The organism is Faecalibacterium sp. I3-3-89 (assembly GCF_023347275.1).
GTDB classification, from domain to species: Bacteria; Bacillota; Clostridia; order Oscillospirales; family Ruminococcaceae; genus Faecalibacterium; species Faecalibacterium butyricigenerans.
The window spans coordinates 1773635-1787783 of record NZ_CP094468.1 but is presented as its reverse complement, the minus strand read 5'-3'; the positions used below and the strand labels follow the sequence as shown (position 1 = coordinate 1787783).

Below are 14149 nucleotides of genomic sequence, written 5' to 3'. Positions count from 1 at the left end.
CCATCCCGGAAACACCCTCAAAAAAGCCCGGAATGTCAAGCCTTTGGAGGCGGCAAATCGTAACAGCCGCCCGGCCTTTTCTCCCGCATTTTCCTCATGCGTTCCCGGCTTTTCCGTCGGTTCCCTTCGGCCTTGCAGGCGTCGGAGCAGTAGGCTTGACGCCCCTCGGGCAAAAACGCCTTTCCGCAGACCGCACAGACCCGCAACTCCGGGGAGATGCCTTCCGTTGTCAGCGCCGCTTGAAGCTCCGGGTTAAGGGGCAGGACAGCCTCACGGAAATAACGGCAGTATGCCCCTGTCCAGCACTTGTGCAGCATATAGCAGGCACAGTCAAGAGGAAGGCACAGGCTGCTTTCCCTGTCATAGTTGGCACACATTCCCGTGACAAGGGAACGGATTTTCTTCTTCTCGTCACGGGTCAGCTCCCGGGAGTCCATTCAGGACTTCGGGCCACGATGGCCCGAAGGGCGGGGCTCCACGATCAGCGCCCGGAACTTCTTCCGGCACTGTTTTTTCTTTCCTTTGCACTCCTTGTAGTAACGGCATCCCTTACAAGGGTCGTCATTGTCCCAGCCGGGGTGCGGTACTTCCTTCATCATTCGTTCAAAAGGGCTGCTTGTAAAATTCATTCTCATTCCTCCGTATCTTCCTCCCACGGCGGGGTATCTTCGTCCTCGGGTTCCTCTGTGATCTCCTCCAGCTCTCCGTCCTCATATTCGCAGTAATCATCTTCCAAATCCGGGGCCTCATGCTTCGGCTTGTAAATCTTGAAATAGTAACCAATCCCACCGCCGGCCAGCACCACCGCACCGATCAGGAGCAGAGAGAGAAGGGGGCTATCCTTTTTCTCCGGCTCGGGTTCCGGTACTTTCTCCACCGGTTCGGTGGGCTTTGGCTCTGGCTCAGGGGTCACTTCTTTGGGCGGTTCCTTACCCTGTTCGGCAAGAGGCAGAAGGTCGTCTGTGGTAACGGTATTGAGGAAATAGACGTTCTCGCTGGTTTTCTGTTTGTCGATCACCAGATAAAACACGCTCTCGTCTGCTGTGGTGATGGTGTAGAACTCTTTACCGTCCTCGTCGGTGGCGTTGTCCACCACGGTTCCCGTCCCGTCCGGGGTAAAGGGGTTCTGGGTTTCCGGCTCCGCTTCGGTTTCTGCCGGGGCGGGAGCTGTCTCCGGCTGCGGCTCGCTGCTCTGGGCGTAGGCCGGGACCGTAAAGATCAGGCAACACAAAAGGCTGGCAGCCATCGCCGCCAGCCTGCGGTATTTAGTTTCCTTCATGGGCTGTGTCCTCCTTTTCGGGTGCCTCCGGCTTCGGGTCAGTATGGCCCGAAGCGGTAAGGCTGTTTTTGGGGTCATTCAGAAATGCCATCAGCTGGGCGGGCGTCAGTTTAAGGGAGCGCACCGCCTGCACGATCTGGCTGTTTTCTTCCTCCTGTTTCTGCTTTTCCAGCTCCCGGATTTTGGCCTGCCATTCGGCGGCCTTCTCCCGGGCTTTTTCCAGTTCCTTATCGAGCTTGTCGATTTTGTTCATGCAAGGACTCCTTTCCTCTGGCTCACAAACGCCCGAAGGCATAGAAATGTGTCTGCCAGTAGCTTGAATTGATGTTTGCGTATTGGATGGGCGAACCACAATGGAGCATCATCCCGTCGCCCACATAAATCCCCACATGGGATACAGGGCCGGGGCTGTCATAGGTTCCCGTGAAAAAGATAATGTCGCCGGGCTTTGCCTCGGAGGGGGAAATGATAGCAGTGTCACAAAGCTTTATTGATAGTAACTCGGAAACATATAGAATCGGCCTTATGTGTTCTAATGATTTGCGCATCTAAATCAAAAGACAGTCGATGGTACGGTTCGGAGCGAAGCATCAACAAATCAACAGCCCTCTATTTGCAACGATTGCAAGTAGAGGGCTGTTTTGTCTGCTTTGGATATTTTAATTAAAGGTCAACCTTCTAACCTGCCATGGTCACAGCCAAGTGAGAGATAATGCTCAATCTCACCACTCAGCACAAGCTGGACGTACTCCAAGGGCTTATTGTATAGCAGCCAGTCCAGCTCCGCTCGCTGTGCCGGAGTGTTGCCGTACTCGTCCTCGATGGCGATGCAGTCAATGGCAAGGGTAGTGCCATCTGCGAACCGGGCTTCCACCCGGTTGGTGTCCATGTTGTAGTGGCAGGAAAGCACTTTTTGAGAGTGATTAGGGTCGAAATTCTGATTTCGTTTCATTTAAATAGCTCCTTTAATGATTTTAAAATTTGATTTTCAACGATATGAGGTCTCTTTTTTTCTTTCTCTTAAGTCACCCAACCGCACTGCCCTGCATCATCTCCGTATACGAGGGCGAGTACAGCCGGGAGCGCCTGGTGCAGCAGCTGGCAAGGACACATCCGAAAACCATCACGCAGCTGGCACAGAAAGACACCGGCAGTTCTGCAAACCGCCACATGCGGCAGATTCTTCGCATCTATAACGGTGCCAGCCGTGAGATGAGCCTGCCGCTGAAAAACTGACAATTTCGTTCTACCTCCTGAACAACAGCCGTCGTGGTATTCGTCTGCGGCGGCTGTTTCTTACATAAAAAGGAGGTTGATTTTTATGTTACCGAACAATTGGAGATATCTCAGAGGGGACATCTACTATGCAGACATGGAGCCGCATATCGGCTCGGAACAGGGCGGGAAACGCCCTGTGGTAGTTCTGCAGAACAACATTGGAAACCGTCATTCGCCTACATTGATCGTTGCAACTGTTACCACCCGGACGGAAAAGAAGAAAAACCAGCCCACCCATGTGCTGGTGGATTCCAACCCGGCCTTTGAAGAACCGTCCATGATTCTTCTGGAGCAGATCTTCACGATCGATAAATCCTGCATCGAACGCTTTATGGGCTATGCCAGCAAGGCTGAAATGCTCCGCATTGATATGGCTTTGCTGGTCAGTCTGGCTCTGAATGTTCTGAGCGGAAACCGCAGCGAATAGCGGACAACCAGTAACCCGTAAAAATGAGGTGATAGCGATGTAATCGGAGGTGAGTGAGCCATGCGAAAGAGTGCCCCCATTGAAGTGGTGGTACATTACCCCAAAACGAAAGAGGGATGGGACGAACTCGGAAAACGGGTCGCAACCGCCCACGCCAACTATGTGATCGAAAAAATCGACCGTCTGAACTGCCCCACATGGCAGAAGCTCGAATTGCTGCAGGCGGTGATCGATACTACCAAAGGAACCTACAAACCCAAAGAACACTAAAAGCCCGGTTGGCAGCCGAGCCGATAAACAAAGCCCCACGCTCAACATATGCTTTTCTGCTCTGACCAGAGACGGTCAGATTTAGAGGCAGTGTTGAGCGTGGGGCTTTTTGTGTTACATAAGTGTTTTGAAATGCTGCCGACACAACAAAACGGTTGATTATTGGCGGCCAATATGGTATCCTATGGCATTGCATAACACGCAAAACAGTTCCACTTTTTGCTGAAAGAGCGTATCGAAACCGTCCTGATGGAGCAGCAGAAAAAGCTTTTTGAAAAGTAAAAGCTCTTGCGTCCCGTGAAAAAAGAAGGTAATATAAATACAGAGCAAGACACAGAACGCAGGGAGGGATGAAAACCATGTTTTACGAGATCATGCACCGGGAAAGCTGTGTGGCACAACTCAGCACGACAGGGGAATGCAGGGTCTGCCTCGAGGATTTCATGCCCTATGATCTGGTTCTGGTGGAATCGGATGATTTTGACGAGCGCATCAATAATGTAACGAACTTTTACTATTGGTGCGCCTCCCGGATGTTGACGTTGGATCGCACCTACGCCAAGGAAATCCTGAACAGTATCGGTGCATCGCAGAGTGTTACGGACAGGGAACGAGCACAGATTGCATTATCCTACCATTGTCTGTCTTTGCTGGATGTGTTCTGGGTGAAAGAAGAAAACGAGAAGATTCGATTCGAGGATATCAACCTTTTTGCACACTCCTTAAACAATGCGCTTGTGGATATTGCGCTGCGGGGGCACCAAATGACGGTGACAAACGCCCATCTTCTGGCAAATGACCTGTCTACGGGCGGCTTGTACCCCAAGGCGTGGGTGCGAAAAGAGGATGGCTTCTATCTTTACAAGGATGGTGGCAGGGAAGCGGTGGAACGTGAAGTGCTGGCAAGCAAAATCTGCCGGTGCTTTGACTGCCATCAGGTACTGTATGAGCAGGGGATGTTTGAAAATGAGCCGGTTTCTATCAGCAAAATCATGACATCTCAGCGATACAGTCTTGTGACCTATGCAGCCTATGACGTCTACTGCACGAACCATGATTGGAACACGCTGGATAAGATCTTAGAGTTGGATGCTCCCAGCTACTATATGATGAACATTCTGGATTATCTGGTGGGCAATACCGACCGTCATTGGGAAAATTGGGGTCTGCTGGTAGACAACGAAACCAATCAGCCCATCCGTCTGCATGACCTGATGGACTTCAACCGGGCGTTTCAGCAGTACGACACGCCAGAAGGCGCAAACTGTCTGACCGTGGGAAAACGCCATCTGAGCCAAAAAGATGCTGCAGTGGAAGCGGTGCGGAACATCGGACTGAACCAAGTCCGTCAGGTGGAGCACACCGTATTCTCCGAGCATTCGGCATGGAAAGCAACATTTGAAGAACGACTGCGTGTTTTACGGAACGCCATGTAAGTCAGAGCGAATATCAGAATAATTGAAACAGAATGATTCCATAACGAAAGCCCGTCTGCGCTGCCACATATCGTGGCTTGCAGACGAGCTTTTTCGTTTGGCCGGAGAAAAATTACCATACCTCACATGCGAAGCATAGAAAGAAAATCGGGCCCAAGATTTTCGGCCAGAAGCCGGAAACACTTCTGACTGATGGTCTTTTGTCCACTTTCCCAGCAGCGGATGCTTGTCCTGCTGACCTTTGCATGGTCGGCAAGCTGCCTGCGGGTCCAGCCTTTGGATTCCCGGTAGCGTCGGAGCAGCTCTCCACCGCCGCGGTGCAGGAACAGGGTGTAGTCATCCAGAAGGTCTTCCACCGGGATGCTGTAAAGGGCGGCGAGCTTGTCCGCAAGTTCCGGCGTAAAGCTGCGGTGAAATGTGCCGCTTTCCAGATCCCGATAGAGCCATTCCTCCATGCCAACCATGGAAGCAACCTCTTTTTGCAGCAAGTCAAGACCATAGCGGCACCAACGCAGACGGTCCCATGGGTCCGGGATGTCGGTGTGAGAGTGGGGATTCTCTTTTCCATCCCAAAGTGCGCTGGGGAGAGGATAGCATTCTCAATGCATCGGCTGGCGTAAGTCGAAAATCTGGCCCGGCGGGTGGAGTCGAAGGTGTCCACGGCCTTCATCAGGCCGATGGTGCCGATGGAGATCAAATCGTCCTGCTCACCGGGGAGAGCGTAGTATTTTTTGGCGATGTGGGCCACGAGGCGCAGGTTATGACGGATGAGCTTTTCCCGGGCGGACGGGTCGCCCTCCCGCAAAGCGGAAAAGGTCTTGATCTCCTCCTGCGGGCTGAGCGGGCGGGGAAAGCTGCCGCTTTCCAGATGAAGCGCAAGAAACAGAAACTTTGTGGCAAAAAACTGCAAAAGAGATAAAAACATGGCGAGCCCCTCCCCAAAGCATCATAAATTGTTACTATAATTTATGAAGGAGGGCTTGCCCTTTTTCCTGACGTCGGGCAGGCACACCGTCAAAAATGGTCTCCCGCTCCTGAAAATGTTGATCTGGTCCGAGTATACCGCATCGCAGGGGCGGCTGTCTATACGGATAGCCGGATCGTGGAAAAGTACAGGGATCAACTTGCGCAAATTTTTACGCAGATTGGCCTCTCTTTTTTACACAGCCAATGCCAATTAGCGCTTGAAATCGAAACGCTGCGCAAGTATACTATACTAGTTATACTGTACAAGCTTGATCACAAATCAGTATGCCAGTTGGCCATAAAAGACATACCAGAATTGAAGTGCGCGGCAGAATCAAAACCCTACGAGGATGAAAATGAAATTCGATAGAAGACTTACAGATGAAATCTACACTTCCGATACGGTAAGGCTGGGAAAAGATGCATTTCAGGCCATGCAGGAGACGATCTATCATAATAGCGGTGTCAGAACCATTACCGGGTACTATGATGCCGAATTGTCGATCCTGTCGGTCAGTGATCTGTTGCTGCATAATCTGAACCACAGCTATGCATCCCTGATGGAGCAGACAAAGGGTTCGCTGAAGAATCTTTTCTATAAGAGAGATGCCGCATTCCTTGACAATGCACGCTTTCGTCAGATTCAGGGCGGAGGAGAAAGCCAGTTCCTCACGGCAGATGGGGCTCCCGTCTATGTGCGTCTTTACAAAAAAGATGCAGTCGATACGGATGGAACACCGATCTGGGTCATGTCAGTACAGATGAACTGGGCGTATGAGAACCTTGCGTTAGTCAACGAATCCATTCATTCCGCGCTGTGGTATTTTGAGTGCAATGAAGACGGTGAGATCGTTCATGTGAACTGGAGTCATGCGTTCCGGCAGATCCTTGGATATCATGACATTCTGGATTTTCCGAACAAACTGGATTCGTGGTCGAACCTTCTGCACCCGGAGGACTATGACCGGGTGATGAAGCTGCTTTTGGAAACGATCGCGGACAAAAGCAACGCCACGAAGTTCAGCGTAGAGTACCGACTGAAAATGCAGGATGGCCAATACCAGTGGTTCCGGACATCGGCGGAGGTGATACGCCGTCTGGATGGCTCGGCCAATCGAATTGCCGGAATCATCAGCAACATTGACGCGGAAAAAAGAAGCCGGATGCAGGCGCAGCGGGCAGCGGCATTTCACCGTGCATTTACCAGCGCAAACCTCTGTGAATACTATGTAAATCTGGAAAAGAACACCTTTGATACGTTCAAAGTGGAGCCTTCTTTGATGACGGCCTTTGAGCAGAATCACACATGGGATGGACTGGTCAGATTCTTTGTGGACAACTATGTGGTTGAAGAGGACAAAAAGTCTGTAACGGATTTCTACAATCGCGCCTACATCACGGAAAAATTAAAGGGGCTTGAGACGGAGCTGCGTCAGGAGTGCCGCATCGTTCTGAATGGGGAAGAACGATGGGTCAGCAACGTGGTCATGCGCGGCGAGATCGAAGATTCCGAATATGCGATGATTTTTCTGCGGGACATCACAGAGTCCAAAGCAGAGACGGCACGGCGGATGCAGATGGCCTCAGATAACGCATCGATGGATCTTTTGATCAAGAGTATGGTGCGTCTGCTGGATCGCTTTGTCGTCTGCGATCTGGAGAATGACCGGTATCGGTTCTATAGTCTGCAAGGTGAAATGATATACGCGCCGACGGGAACATACCATGGTTTTGTGGAGCAGGTGGCTGTAAGGTATAAGACGTTGGAGCCATTGGCGGCGATGGACGCATTGTTCTCACCGGAAAATATCCGAAAGAATCTGCAGGGCGAGAACGACATCTACAAATTTGAATACTGCTCCATAGACGAAAACACCTATAAGATCGGTTCCTTCATTCCGCTGGAGTGGGATGGAACAAAGCTGGTCAAAGCACTGTTGGCATCTATGGATGTGTCACAGGAGAAAAAGGCCGAGATCGAATCCCATAAGGCACTGAAGGATGCGTACCGGGCAGCGGAAAACGCAAGCCGCGCCAAGACGGAATTCCTCTCCAATATGTCCCATGATATCCGTACACCGATGAATGCAATCGTTGGCTTGACCGCCATTGCGGGTGCGAATATCGAGAGTCAGGACAGGGTGGTCGAGTGCCTTGGCAAGATCACAAAATCGAGTCGTCATCTGTTGGGACTGATCAATGAAGTGCTGGATATGGCCAGAATCGAGAGCGGGCGAATAAGCCTTGCCGAGGAGGATTTCAGCCTGCCGGAGCTGGTCGATAACCTGCTCACCATCACAAAACCGGCAATCGACGAGCACCACCATCAGCTCGAAGCCCATGTTGAGCACATCGAGCACGAAGCTGTCTGCGGCGACAGCCTGCGCATCCAGCAGGTCTTTGTGAACCTGATGAGCAACGCCGTCAAGTACACCCCGGATGGAGGAAACATCACCCTTACGATCAAGGAAAAACCGAACGGCTTCTCGGAGCTTGGCTGCTACGAGTTTTCCATCGAGGACAACGGCATCGGTATGACGCCGGAATTCCAGAAGATCATGTTCGAGCCGTTCAGCCGGGCAGACGATCACCGGACGACCAAGGTGCAGGGCACCGGTCTTGGCATGGCCATTGCAAGAAACATCGTCAACCTGATGAATGGTGACATTCAGGTCGAAAGCGCTCCCAACAAGGGAACGAAGATCACGGTCACGGTCTATCTGAAGCTTCAGAAGAACGAGAAGGAACAGGAAAAAGAACTGCTCGATCTGCCGGTACTGGTCGTGGACGATGACAAGACCTGCTGCGAAAGCACCGTTGCGACCCTTCAGGAGATCGGCATAGCGGGCGAATGGGTCCTGACCGGTAAGGAAGCTGTGGAGCGCTGCTATGCGCGTCATGAGACCAACAGTGACTATTTTGCGGTGATCCTGGACTGGAAGATGCCGGAAATGGACGGTATTGCAACCGCCAGAAAAATCCGGGAACGGGTAGGAGAAGATGTCACGATCATCATTCTGACTTCCTTTGATTTCAGCGAGATCGAAGAAGAAGCCAGAGCGGCGGGCGTGAATGCGTTTATGGCAAAACCACTGTTCCGTTCCCGTCTGACAGCAACTCTGCGGCAGTTTACATCCGGGAAGAAGGAGGAAAACGCCCGGAACTATCTGGAAGACTTTGCGAAGGAAAACTATGCAGGTAAGCGGATCCTTCTTGTGGAGGATAACGAGCTGAACCGTGAAATCGCAGCCGAGATCATAGGCATGACGGGCGTGACCATCGACAGCGCCGAAAACGGAAAAATTGCAGTCGAAAAGGTGATGGAAGCGCCAGAAAAGTGGTACGATCTCATTTTTATGGACATCCAGATGCCCATCATGAATGGTTACGAAGCCACTGCTGCGATCCGTGCGCTTGCCGGCAGCCGGGGCAAAGTGCCCATCATTGCCATGACGGCAAATGCCTTTGCCGAGGACGTGCAGCTGGCAAAGAACACCGGCATGAACGAGCATATCGCCAAACCGCTTGATTTGAATAAGCTGAACGATGTGCTGAAACAGTGGCTGTGATCTGTGCATTGCAGAAAGGCGCGTGATATCTGGGCAAACAGGAACATCACGTTTCAAGGATCTTGTATTGAAATAGCTGCACAACCGCAGCGATTGGGTTGAAAATAAGGCTGAAGCCCCAATTGCTCCAGCCAACGTCAGAGTTTCTTGATTGTCCATCAAAAATACGTTGGTACGTTTTACACTGTGACGATTCAAAAAACAAAGGAGAGGTGTTTTGCTATGATTTACAAAAAGCAATACGGTCAACCGTTTGATACCGAAAGTGTAGTGGGTTCTTTTTTGCCCATGATGGAAACGATACCCTATCTGACCAAGGAGCCGGATGGTTTCTCCTATGCCATGGAACCGCAGGATGTTCTGTATGGTCTTGGCGAAAACGTCCGTGGTATCAACAAGCGCGGGTGGGTGTACGAAAGCAAATGCTCCGATGACGGCAACCATACCGAGGGCAAATCCTCGCTGTACGGTGCTTATAATTTTATGATCGTGTCCGGCAAGGATACATTTGGCGTTTTTATCGACTACCCGGGCAAGGTCACCTTTGACTGCGGCTACACCGACATGGATACCTTACGCATCACGGTGGCCGAGGAAAATTACGATCTCTACATCATTGAGGGCGAGAGCCTGACCGATATTGTGCACCAGTTCCGCCAGTTGGTGGGGCGCAGTTATATTCCGCCCAAATGGGCTTTTGGCAACGCCCAGAGCCGCTGGAGCTACATGAACGAGGACGAGGTCCGCGAGGTGGTGGCAAATTACCGTGCCAATCATATGCCGCTGGACGCTGTGGTTCTGGATATTGATTACATGGAGCGCTACAAGGACTTTACGGTGGATGTGCAGCGCTTCCCGCGTTTTGCAGACTTTGCCGCCGAGATGAAAGCGCAGGGCATTCATCTTGTCCCCATCATCGATGCAGGAGTCAAGGTCGAAGAGGGATATGATGTGTACGAGGAGGGCGTGAAAAACGGCTACTTCTGCACGAATCAGGATGGCACCCCCTTTGTAGCCGGTGTGTGGCCGGGACGGGTACACTTCCCCGATATGCTCAACCCGGAAGCCCGTGCTTGGTTTGGCAGTCAATATAAAGTCCTGCTGGATCAGGGGATCGAGGGCTTCTGGAATGATATGAACGAGCCTGCTATCTTCTACGCAGAGGAAAGACTGAAAAAGACCTTTGCTAAAATTGGGGAATACGACAAGCAAAACCTGGATATTTCCAGCTTTGCTGCTTTTACCGGCATGGTGGCAGAGCTTTCCAACAACGAAAACGATTATAAGATGTTCTACCACAACACCAAACAGGGGCGTATGCGGCACGACAAGGTACATAATCTTTTTGGTTATAACATGACCCGTGCTGCAGGCGAGGCTTTTGAGCGGCTGGAGCCGGACAAGCGCATTTTGATGTACTCCCGTTCTGCCTGCATCGGGATGCACCGGTATGGCGGCATCTGGACCGGCGACAACCATTCTTGGTGGAGCCACATTCTGCTTGCGCTGCGCATGATGCCCTCCCTGAATATGTGCGGCTTCCTGTACGAAGGCCCCGACATTGGCGGCTTTGGCAGCAATACCACGGAGGATCTGGTGCTGCGCTGGTACGGCATGGGCATCTTCTCTCCGCTGCTGCGGAACCACTCTGCCAAGGACACCCGCCGGCAGGAGCCCTACCGCTTTAAAAACAAGGCCGCCTTTGCCGGTATTTTACAGCTGCGCTACCTGCTGCTGCCCTACATTTACAGCGAGTACATGAAGGCTGCTCTGCACGACGGCATGTACTGTATGCCGTTGGCGTTCGCCTTCCCGGAGGACGACTTTGCCCGCCGGGTGGAGGATGAGGTGATGATCGGTGAAAGCCTGTTGATCGCCCCGGTATATGAGCAAAATGCCCGAGGTCGGTATGTTTATCTGCCGGAGGAGATGCTGCAGGTGCGGGTAAAGTGCAGCGAAAGCAACCGCATCGAAACCAGCGTACTGCCGGCAGGCCATCATTACATTCCGGTGGAGCTGGATGAAGTGGTGTTCTTTATGCGCAAGGGACACCTTCTGCCCCTTGCCAAGGACGGCAAAAAGATCCAGAGCGTTGCCGATGTGGATTTTGCAGATCTGCGCCTGCTTGCCTATGCTCCCGATGGTGCATCCTATGAATACTATACCGATGACGGCGAGACGAAGGATTATGATAAGCCGGAACATTTTGTGCATATCACGCTGGATGCGGATGGAAACGCAAAGAGCGATCGTGCTACGGTCAAAGTAGAAGGATAATCGTCAGTCATTACGCAGTTCCTACAGAGTGACAGCGTTTCAGCTTGAAATGCTGCCACTCTTTTTTGTTGTCTGAATCACAGATAAAATGTACGTGCTATCTGGGCCAAAAAGTCCAGAGCGGCGAGATCGACGCCAGCCGTGCGACGGTGATCGAAGATACCGGCATTGGCTGGGGCGCAAACCATATCTGGGCAAGCAGGAACATCACGTCTCCAGAATTTTGTACTGAAAAAAGGGGCTGCTGCACAGGGAACAGACCTTGTGCAGCAGCCCCTTATGGTATGTAGTAACTCAGTCCTTCTTCTCGGCGGTGCGGGCAAAGAAGTTGGCGAGGACGGCACCGGAAATGTTATGCCACACAGAGAACACAGCGCCGGGGATGGTTGCCAGCGGATACTGTGCAAAGTGGGCGGCAGCCAGAGAGGTGGCCAGACCGGAGTTCTGCATTCCGACCTCGATGGAAATTGCACGGCACTTGGTGGAATCCAGCTTCAGCAGCTTACCCACGCCAAAGCCGGTGAGGTAGCCCAGCAGGTTGTGCAGGATGACCACGGCAAGGATCAGCAGGCCGCTGGTCATGATCTTGGCGGAGTTTGCGGACACAACAGCGCAGATGATGAGCACGATGGCGGTGGTGGAGACCAGCGGCAGCACACGGACGGCATTTTGGGTGAAGGCATGGAAGAAGTGGTTGACCACAAAGCCCAGTGCGATGGGCACCAGCACCACCTTGACGATGGACAGGAACATATTTACAGGGTTCACATTCACGCGCTGGCCGGCATACAGCAGGGTCAGCAGCGGGGTGAGGAAGGGCGCCAGCACGGTGGAAACTGCGGTCATGCCGACGGACAGTGCAACGTCGCCCTTGGACAGATAGGTCATCACGTTAGAGGAGGTGCCGCCGGGGCAGGTGCCCACAAGGATGACGCCGATAGCCAGCTCGGTGGGCAGGTGGAACAGCTGCGTCAGCGCCCATGCCAAAAAGGGCATCAGGGTGAACTGCGCAATGCAGCCGATGATCACGTCTTTCGGGCGGCTGAACACTACCTTGAAGTCCTCCGGCTTCAGGGTAAGACCCATGCCGAACATGACGATGCCCAGCAGGGTGTTGACCCATGCGGTCTTTACCACACTGAAGGTGCCGGGGAACAGCAGAGCCAGTGCCGCCACCACAATGACGATGGCGGCCATGTACTTGCCCACAAAGTCGCTTACTTTTTCCAATGTTTTCATGATGAAATCTCCTTTTTCAAAACACTTATTTTTGCGGATGCAAAGGCAATGAAACATCCGGAAAATGGCTTTCCCGCAAACAAAAACGCCTTTGTCCCCTACGGTTCGTAAGAGACAAAGGCGCATAAACTCCTCTGCGGTACCACTCTTATTGCCGGTGCAAAGCCCGGCCCCTCAGTGCGCATCCAACAATGCGCGGCCCGTGATAACGGGGGCCTGCCGTTCCCGCTTACTGGGGCGTAGATGCCGCCCATTCAGCCGGAAAGCTCGGAGAGGATCTTCCCACGGACGCCCTGCACTGCCTTGCACCATCCGGCAGCTCTCTGCAGCATTCTTTCCGGGTACTCTTTCTCGTCATAGCCGAATATTTCACTGCCACGGAGTATACTCTTCTGCCGGGTCGAAGTCAAGAAAAACGACCCTTCTAGTTTTTCATCCGGCTCACGCCAAGAGTGAAGCCAGCTCATGCAACGGCTGCTTTGTCGTTCCCTGCGGGTATTCGCCCTTACCGTGCCGGTGGCACGGGTTATGCCCAGTACATGACGGCTTTCAACCGCAACAATGGCGGAGACGGCAGCGGCTGCGGCTGTCTCATCGCCATTGCGGTGGTGGTCGTGCTGGTGCTTATTGCCATGGGAAGCTGAGGGGCATTCCCATAGCACAAGGCTGTCTTACGTGACCCGGTCACAGAAAATCTAACTAGGAAATGTTATCATATAGCCATAGAAAACACCAACAACATTCCGATGGAGGATTTGAATATGAAGGCAAAGTTTTATATCTGTGAGCACTGTGGCAATCTGGTCACCACCATCCACAACGCAGGCGTCCCGCTGGTCTGCTGCGGCGAAAAGATGAAGGAGCTGCTCCCCAACACGGTGGAAGCCAGCGGCGAAAAGCATCTGCCGGTGGCAGAGCTTTCCGGCAGCACCCTCACCGTCACGGTGGGTGCGGTGGAGCACCCCATGGTGGATGTGCACCACATCCAGTGGCTCTTTGTGGAGACGGAAAACGGCGGACAGCTCCGCTATCTTACCCCCGGGCAGGCACCCAAGGCGGTGTTTGAGCTGGGCGGCGAAAAGCCGGTGGCGGTCTACGCCTACTGCAACCTGCATGGTCTGTGGATGACAAAGCTGTAAGAAATAAACAGGCTCCTGCCAGTGGTTAAACGCTTGCAGGAGCCTGCTTTTTGCGTGTAACCAATGGTTCTGGCGCAGGCGTATCAGACAAAAATGAAAATGGAGTAAACATTGAAATACAGAGAAATCGTGGACGGCGTTTTTCTTGACCGTCCCAACCGTTTTATTGCCCATGTAGATGTGAACGGCACAGTGGAAACCGTCCATATCAAAAACACCGGGCGGTGCAAGGAGCTGCTTTTGCAGTTCAGCGTAAGCCGCCAGTCCGG

General features: G+C 52.5%; 15 protein-coding genes, 3 pseudogenes and 1 other annotated feature. Of the genes and pseudogenes, 9 read left to right on the top strand and 9 right to left on the bottom strand.

Annotation, left to right across the window (positions count from 1 at the left end; translation table 11 throughout):
• Positions 1 to 35: 35 nt before the first annotated feature.
• From MTP38_RS08430 to MTP38_RS08405, 6 genes and pseudogenes are all read right to left on the bottom strand, one after another.
• Positions 36 to 377 carry a cysteine-rich VLP protein gene (locus MTP38_RS08430; RefSeq protein WP_442900565.1) on the bottom strand — a complete coding sequence of 114 codons (342 nt, stop codon included), beginning with the start codon at positions 375 to 377 and terminating at the stop codon, positions 36 to 38.
• A gap of 60 nt (positions 378 to 437) precedes the next feature.
• Positions 438 to 629: a hypothetical protein gene (locus MTP38_RS08425; protein ID WP_003500082.1), complete on the bottom strand. Its 192-nt coding sequence runs from the start codon at positions 627 to 629 to the stop codon at positions 438 to 440.
• Positions 630 to 631: 2 nt separating this feature from the next.
• Entirely contained in the window at positions 632 to 1279 is a 648-nt protein-coding gene (locus tag MTP38_RS08420; protein ID WP_249233283.1) for a DUF4366 domain-containing protein, read from the bottom strand.
• Positions 1266 to 1532, bottom strand: coding sequence for a DUF4315 family protein (locus MTP38_RS08415; RefSeq protein WP_249233282.1), 267 nt, complete (start codon positions 1530 to 1532; stop codon positions 1266 to 1268). The genes MTP38_RS08420 and MTP38_RS08415 overlap by 14 nt, the downstream gene beginning before the upstream one ends.
• A 22-nt stretch (positions 1533 to 1554) precedes the next feature.
• Positions 1555 to 1752, bottom strand: a pseudogene (locus tag MTP38_RS08410) (C40 family peptidase); the annotation flags it as partial.
• Positions 1753 to 1949: 197 nt separating this feature from the next.
• Positions 1950 to 2231, bottom strand: a complete 282-nt coding sequence (locus tag MTP38_RS08405) for a DUF6061 family protein (RefSeq protein WP_249233281.1) — start codon at positions 2229 to 2231, stop codon at positions 1950 to 1952.
• Positions 2232 to 2260: 29 nt separating this feature from the next.
• Between MTP38_RS08405 and MTP38_RS08400 the strand changes: the two genes are divergently transcribed.
• The 4 genes from MTP38_RS08400 to MTP38_RS08385 all read left to right on the top strand — a co-directional run bounded on the left by MTP38_RS08400 (position 2261) and on the right by MTP38_RS08385 (position 4690).
• Positions 2261 to 2515: a DUF6551 family protein gene (locus tag MTP38_RS08400; protein ID WP_249233280.1), complete on the top strand. Its 255-nt coding sequence runs from the start codon at positions 2261 to 2263 to the stop codon at positions 2513 to 2515.
• An 85-nt stretch (positions 2516 to 2600) separates the two neighbouring features.
• A complete protein-coding gene (locus MTP38_RS08395) occupies positions 2601 to 2984 on the top strand; it encodes a type II toxin-antitoxin system PemK/MazF family toxin (RefSeq protein ID WP_227621904.1) in 384 nt (127 codons plus the stop codon).
• A 60-nt stretch (positions 2985 to 3044) separates the two neighbouring features.
• Positions 3045 to 3254: a hypothetical protein gene (locus MTP38_RS08390; protein ID WP_227621905.1), complete on the top strand. Its 210-nt coding sequence runs from the start codon at positions 3045 to 3047 to the stop codon at positions 3252 to 3254.
• Between the two features lie 359 nt (positions 3255 to 3613).
• Complete coding sequence (locus tag MTP38_RS08385; RefSeq protein WP_227621906.1) at positions 3614 to 4690, top strand: hypothetical protein; 1077 nt, start codon at positions 3614 to 3616, stop codon at positions 4688 to 4690.
• 122 nt (positions 4691 to 4812) lie between these two features.
• Here MTP38_RS08385 and MTP38_RS08380 read toward each other — a convergent pair whose 3' ends face one another.
• Both MTP38_RS08380 and MTP38_RS08375 read right to left on the bottom strand, forming a co-directional pair.
• Positions 4813 to 5154 carry a helix-turn-helix domain-containing protein gene (locus tag MTP38_RS08380; RefSeq protein WP_249233279.1) on the bottom strand — a complete coding sequence of 114 codons (342 nt, stop codon included), beginning with the start codon at positions 5152 to 5154 and terminating at the stop codon, positions 4813 to 4815.
• Between the two features lie 182 nt (positions 5155 to 5336).
• Positions 5337 to 5438: pseudogene (locus tag MTP38_RS08375) on the bottom strand (sigma factor); the annotation flags it as partial.
• 12 nt (positions 5439 to 5450) lie between these two features.
• Here MTP38_RS08375 and MTP38_RS08370 point away from each other — a divergent pair.
• From MTP38_RS08370 to MTP38_RS08360, 3 genes are all read left to right on the top strand, one after another.
• On the top strand, positions 5451 to 5609 hold the full coding sequence (locus tag MTP38_RS08370) for a hypothetical protein (protein ID WP_249233278.1): 159 nt from the start codon (positions 5451 to 5453) through the stop codon (positions 5607 to 5609).
• A 403-nt stretch (positions 5610 to 6012) separates the two neighbouring features.
• The gene (locus MTP38_RS08365; RefSeq protein ID WP_249233277.1) at positions 6013 to 9225 is read left to right on the top strand and encodes a hybrid sensor histidine kinase/response regulator; all 3213 of its coding nucleotides are present in this window, start codon (positions 6013 to 6015) and stop codon (positions 9223 to 9225) included.
• A 222-nt stretch (positions 9226 to 9447) separates the two neighbouring features.
• Positions 9448 to 11502 (top strand): TIM-barrel domain-containing protein, encoded by a 2055-nt coding sequence (locus MTP38_RS08360; protein WP_249233276.1) that lies wholly within the window; start codon positions 9448 to 9450, stop codon positions 11500 to 11502.
• A gap of 294 nt (positions 11503 to 11796) precedes the next feature.
• On the opposite strand, the gene MTP38_RS08355 is transcribed toward MTP38_RS08360, so the two are convergent.
• Positions 11797 to 12741 carry a bile acid:sodium symporter family protein gene (locus MTP38_RS08355; protein ID WP_227621708.1) on the bottom strand — a complete coding sequence of 315 codons (945 nt, stop codon included), beginning with the start codon at positions 12739 to 12741 and terminating at the stop codon, positions 11797 to 11799.
• 107 nt (positions 12742 to 12848) lie between these two features.
• Positions 12849 to 13108 (bottom strand) — a binding site (T-box leader).
• 394 nt (positions 13109 to 13502) lie between these two features.
• On the opposite strand from MTP38_RS08355, the gene MTP38_RS08350 reads away from it, so the two are divergent.
• Positions 13503 to 13880, top strand: a complete 378-nt coding sequence (locus MTP38_RS08350) for a desulfoferrodoxin family protein (RefSeq protein ID WP_044953414.1) — start codon at positions 13503 to 13505, stop codon at positions 13878 to 13880.
• 111 nt (positions 13881 to 13991) lie between these two features.
• Positions 13992 to 14123 (top strand): annotated as a pseudogene (locus tag MTP38_RS08345) (DNA/RNA nuclease SfsA); the annotation flags it as partial.
• Positions 14124 to 14149: the final 26 nt, after the last annotated feature.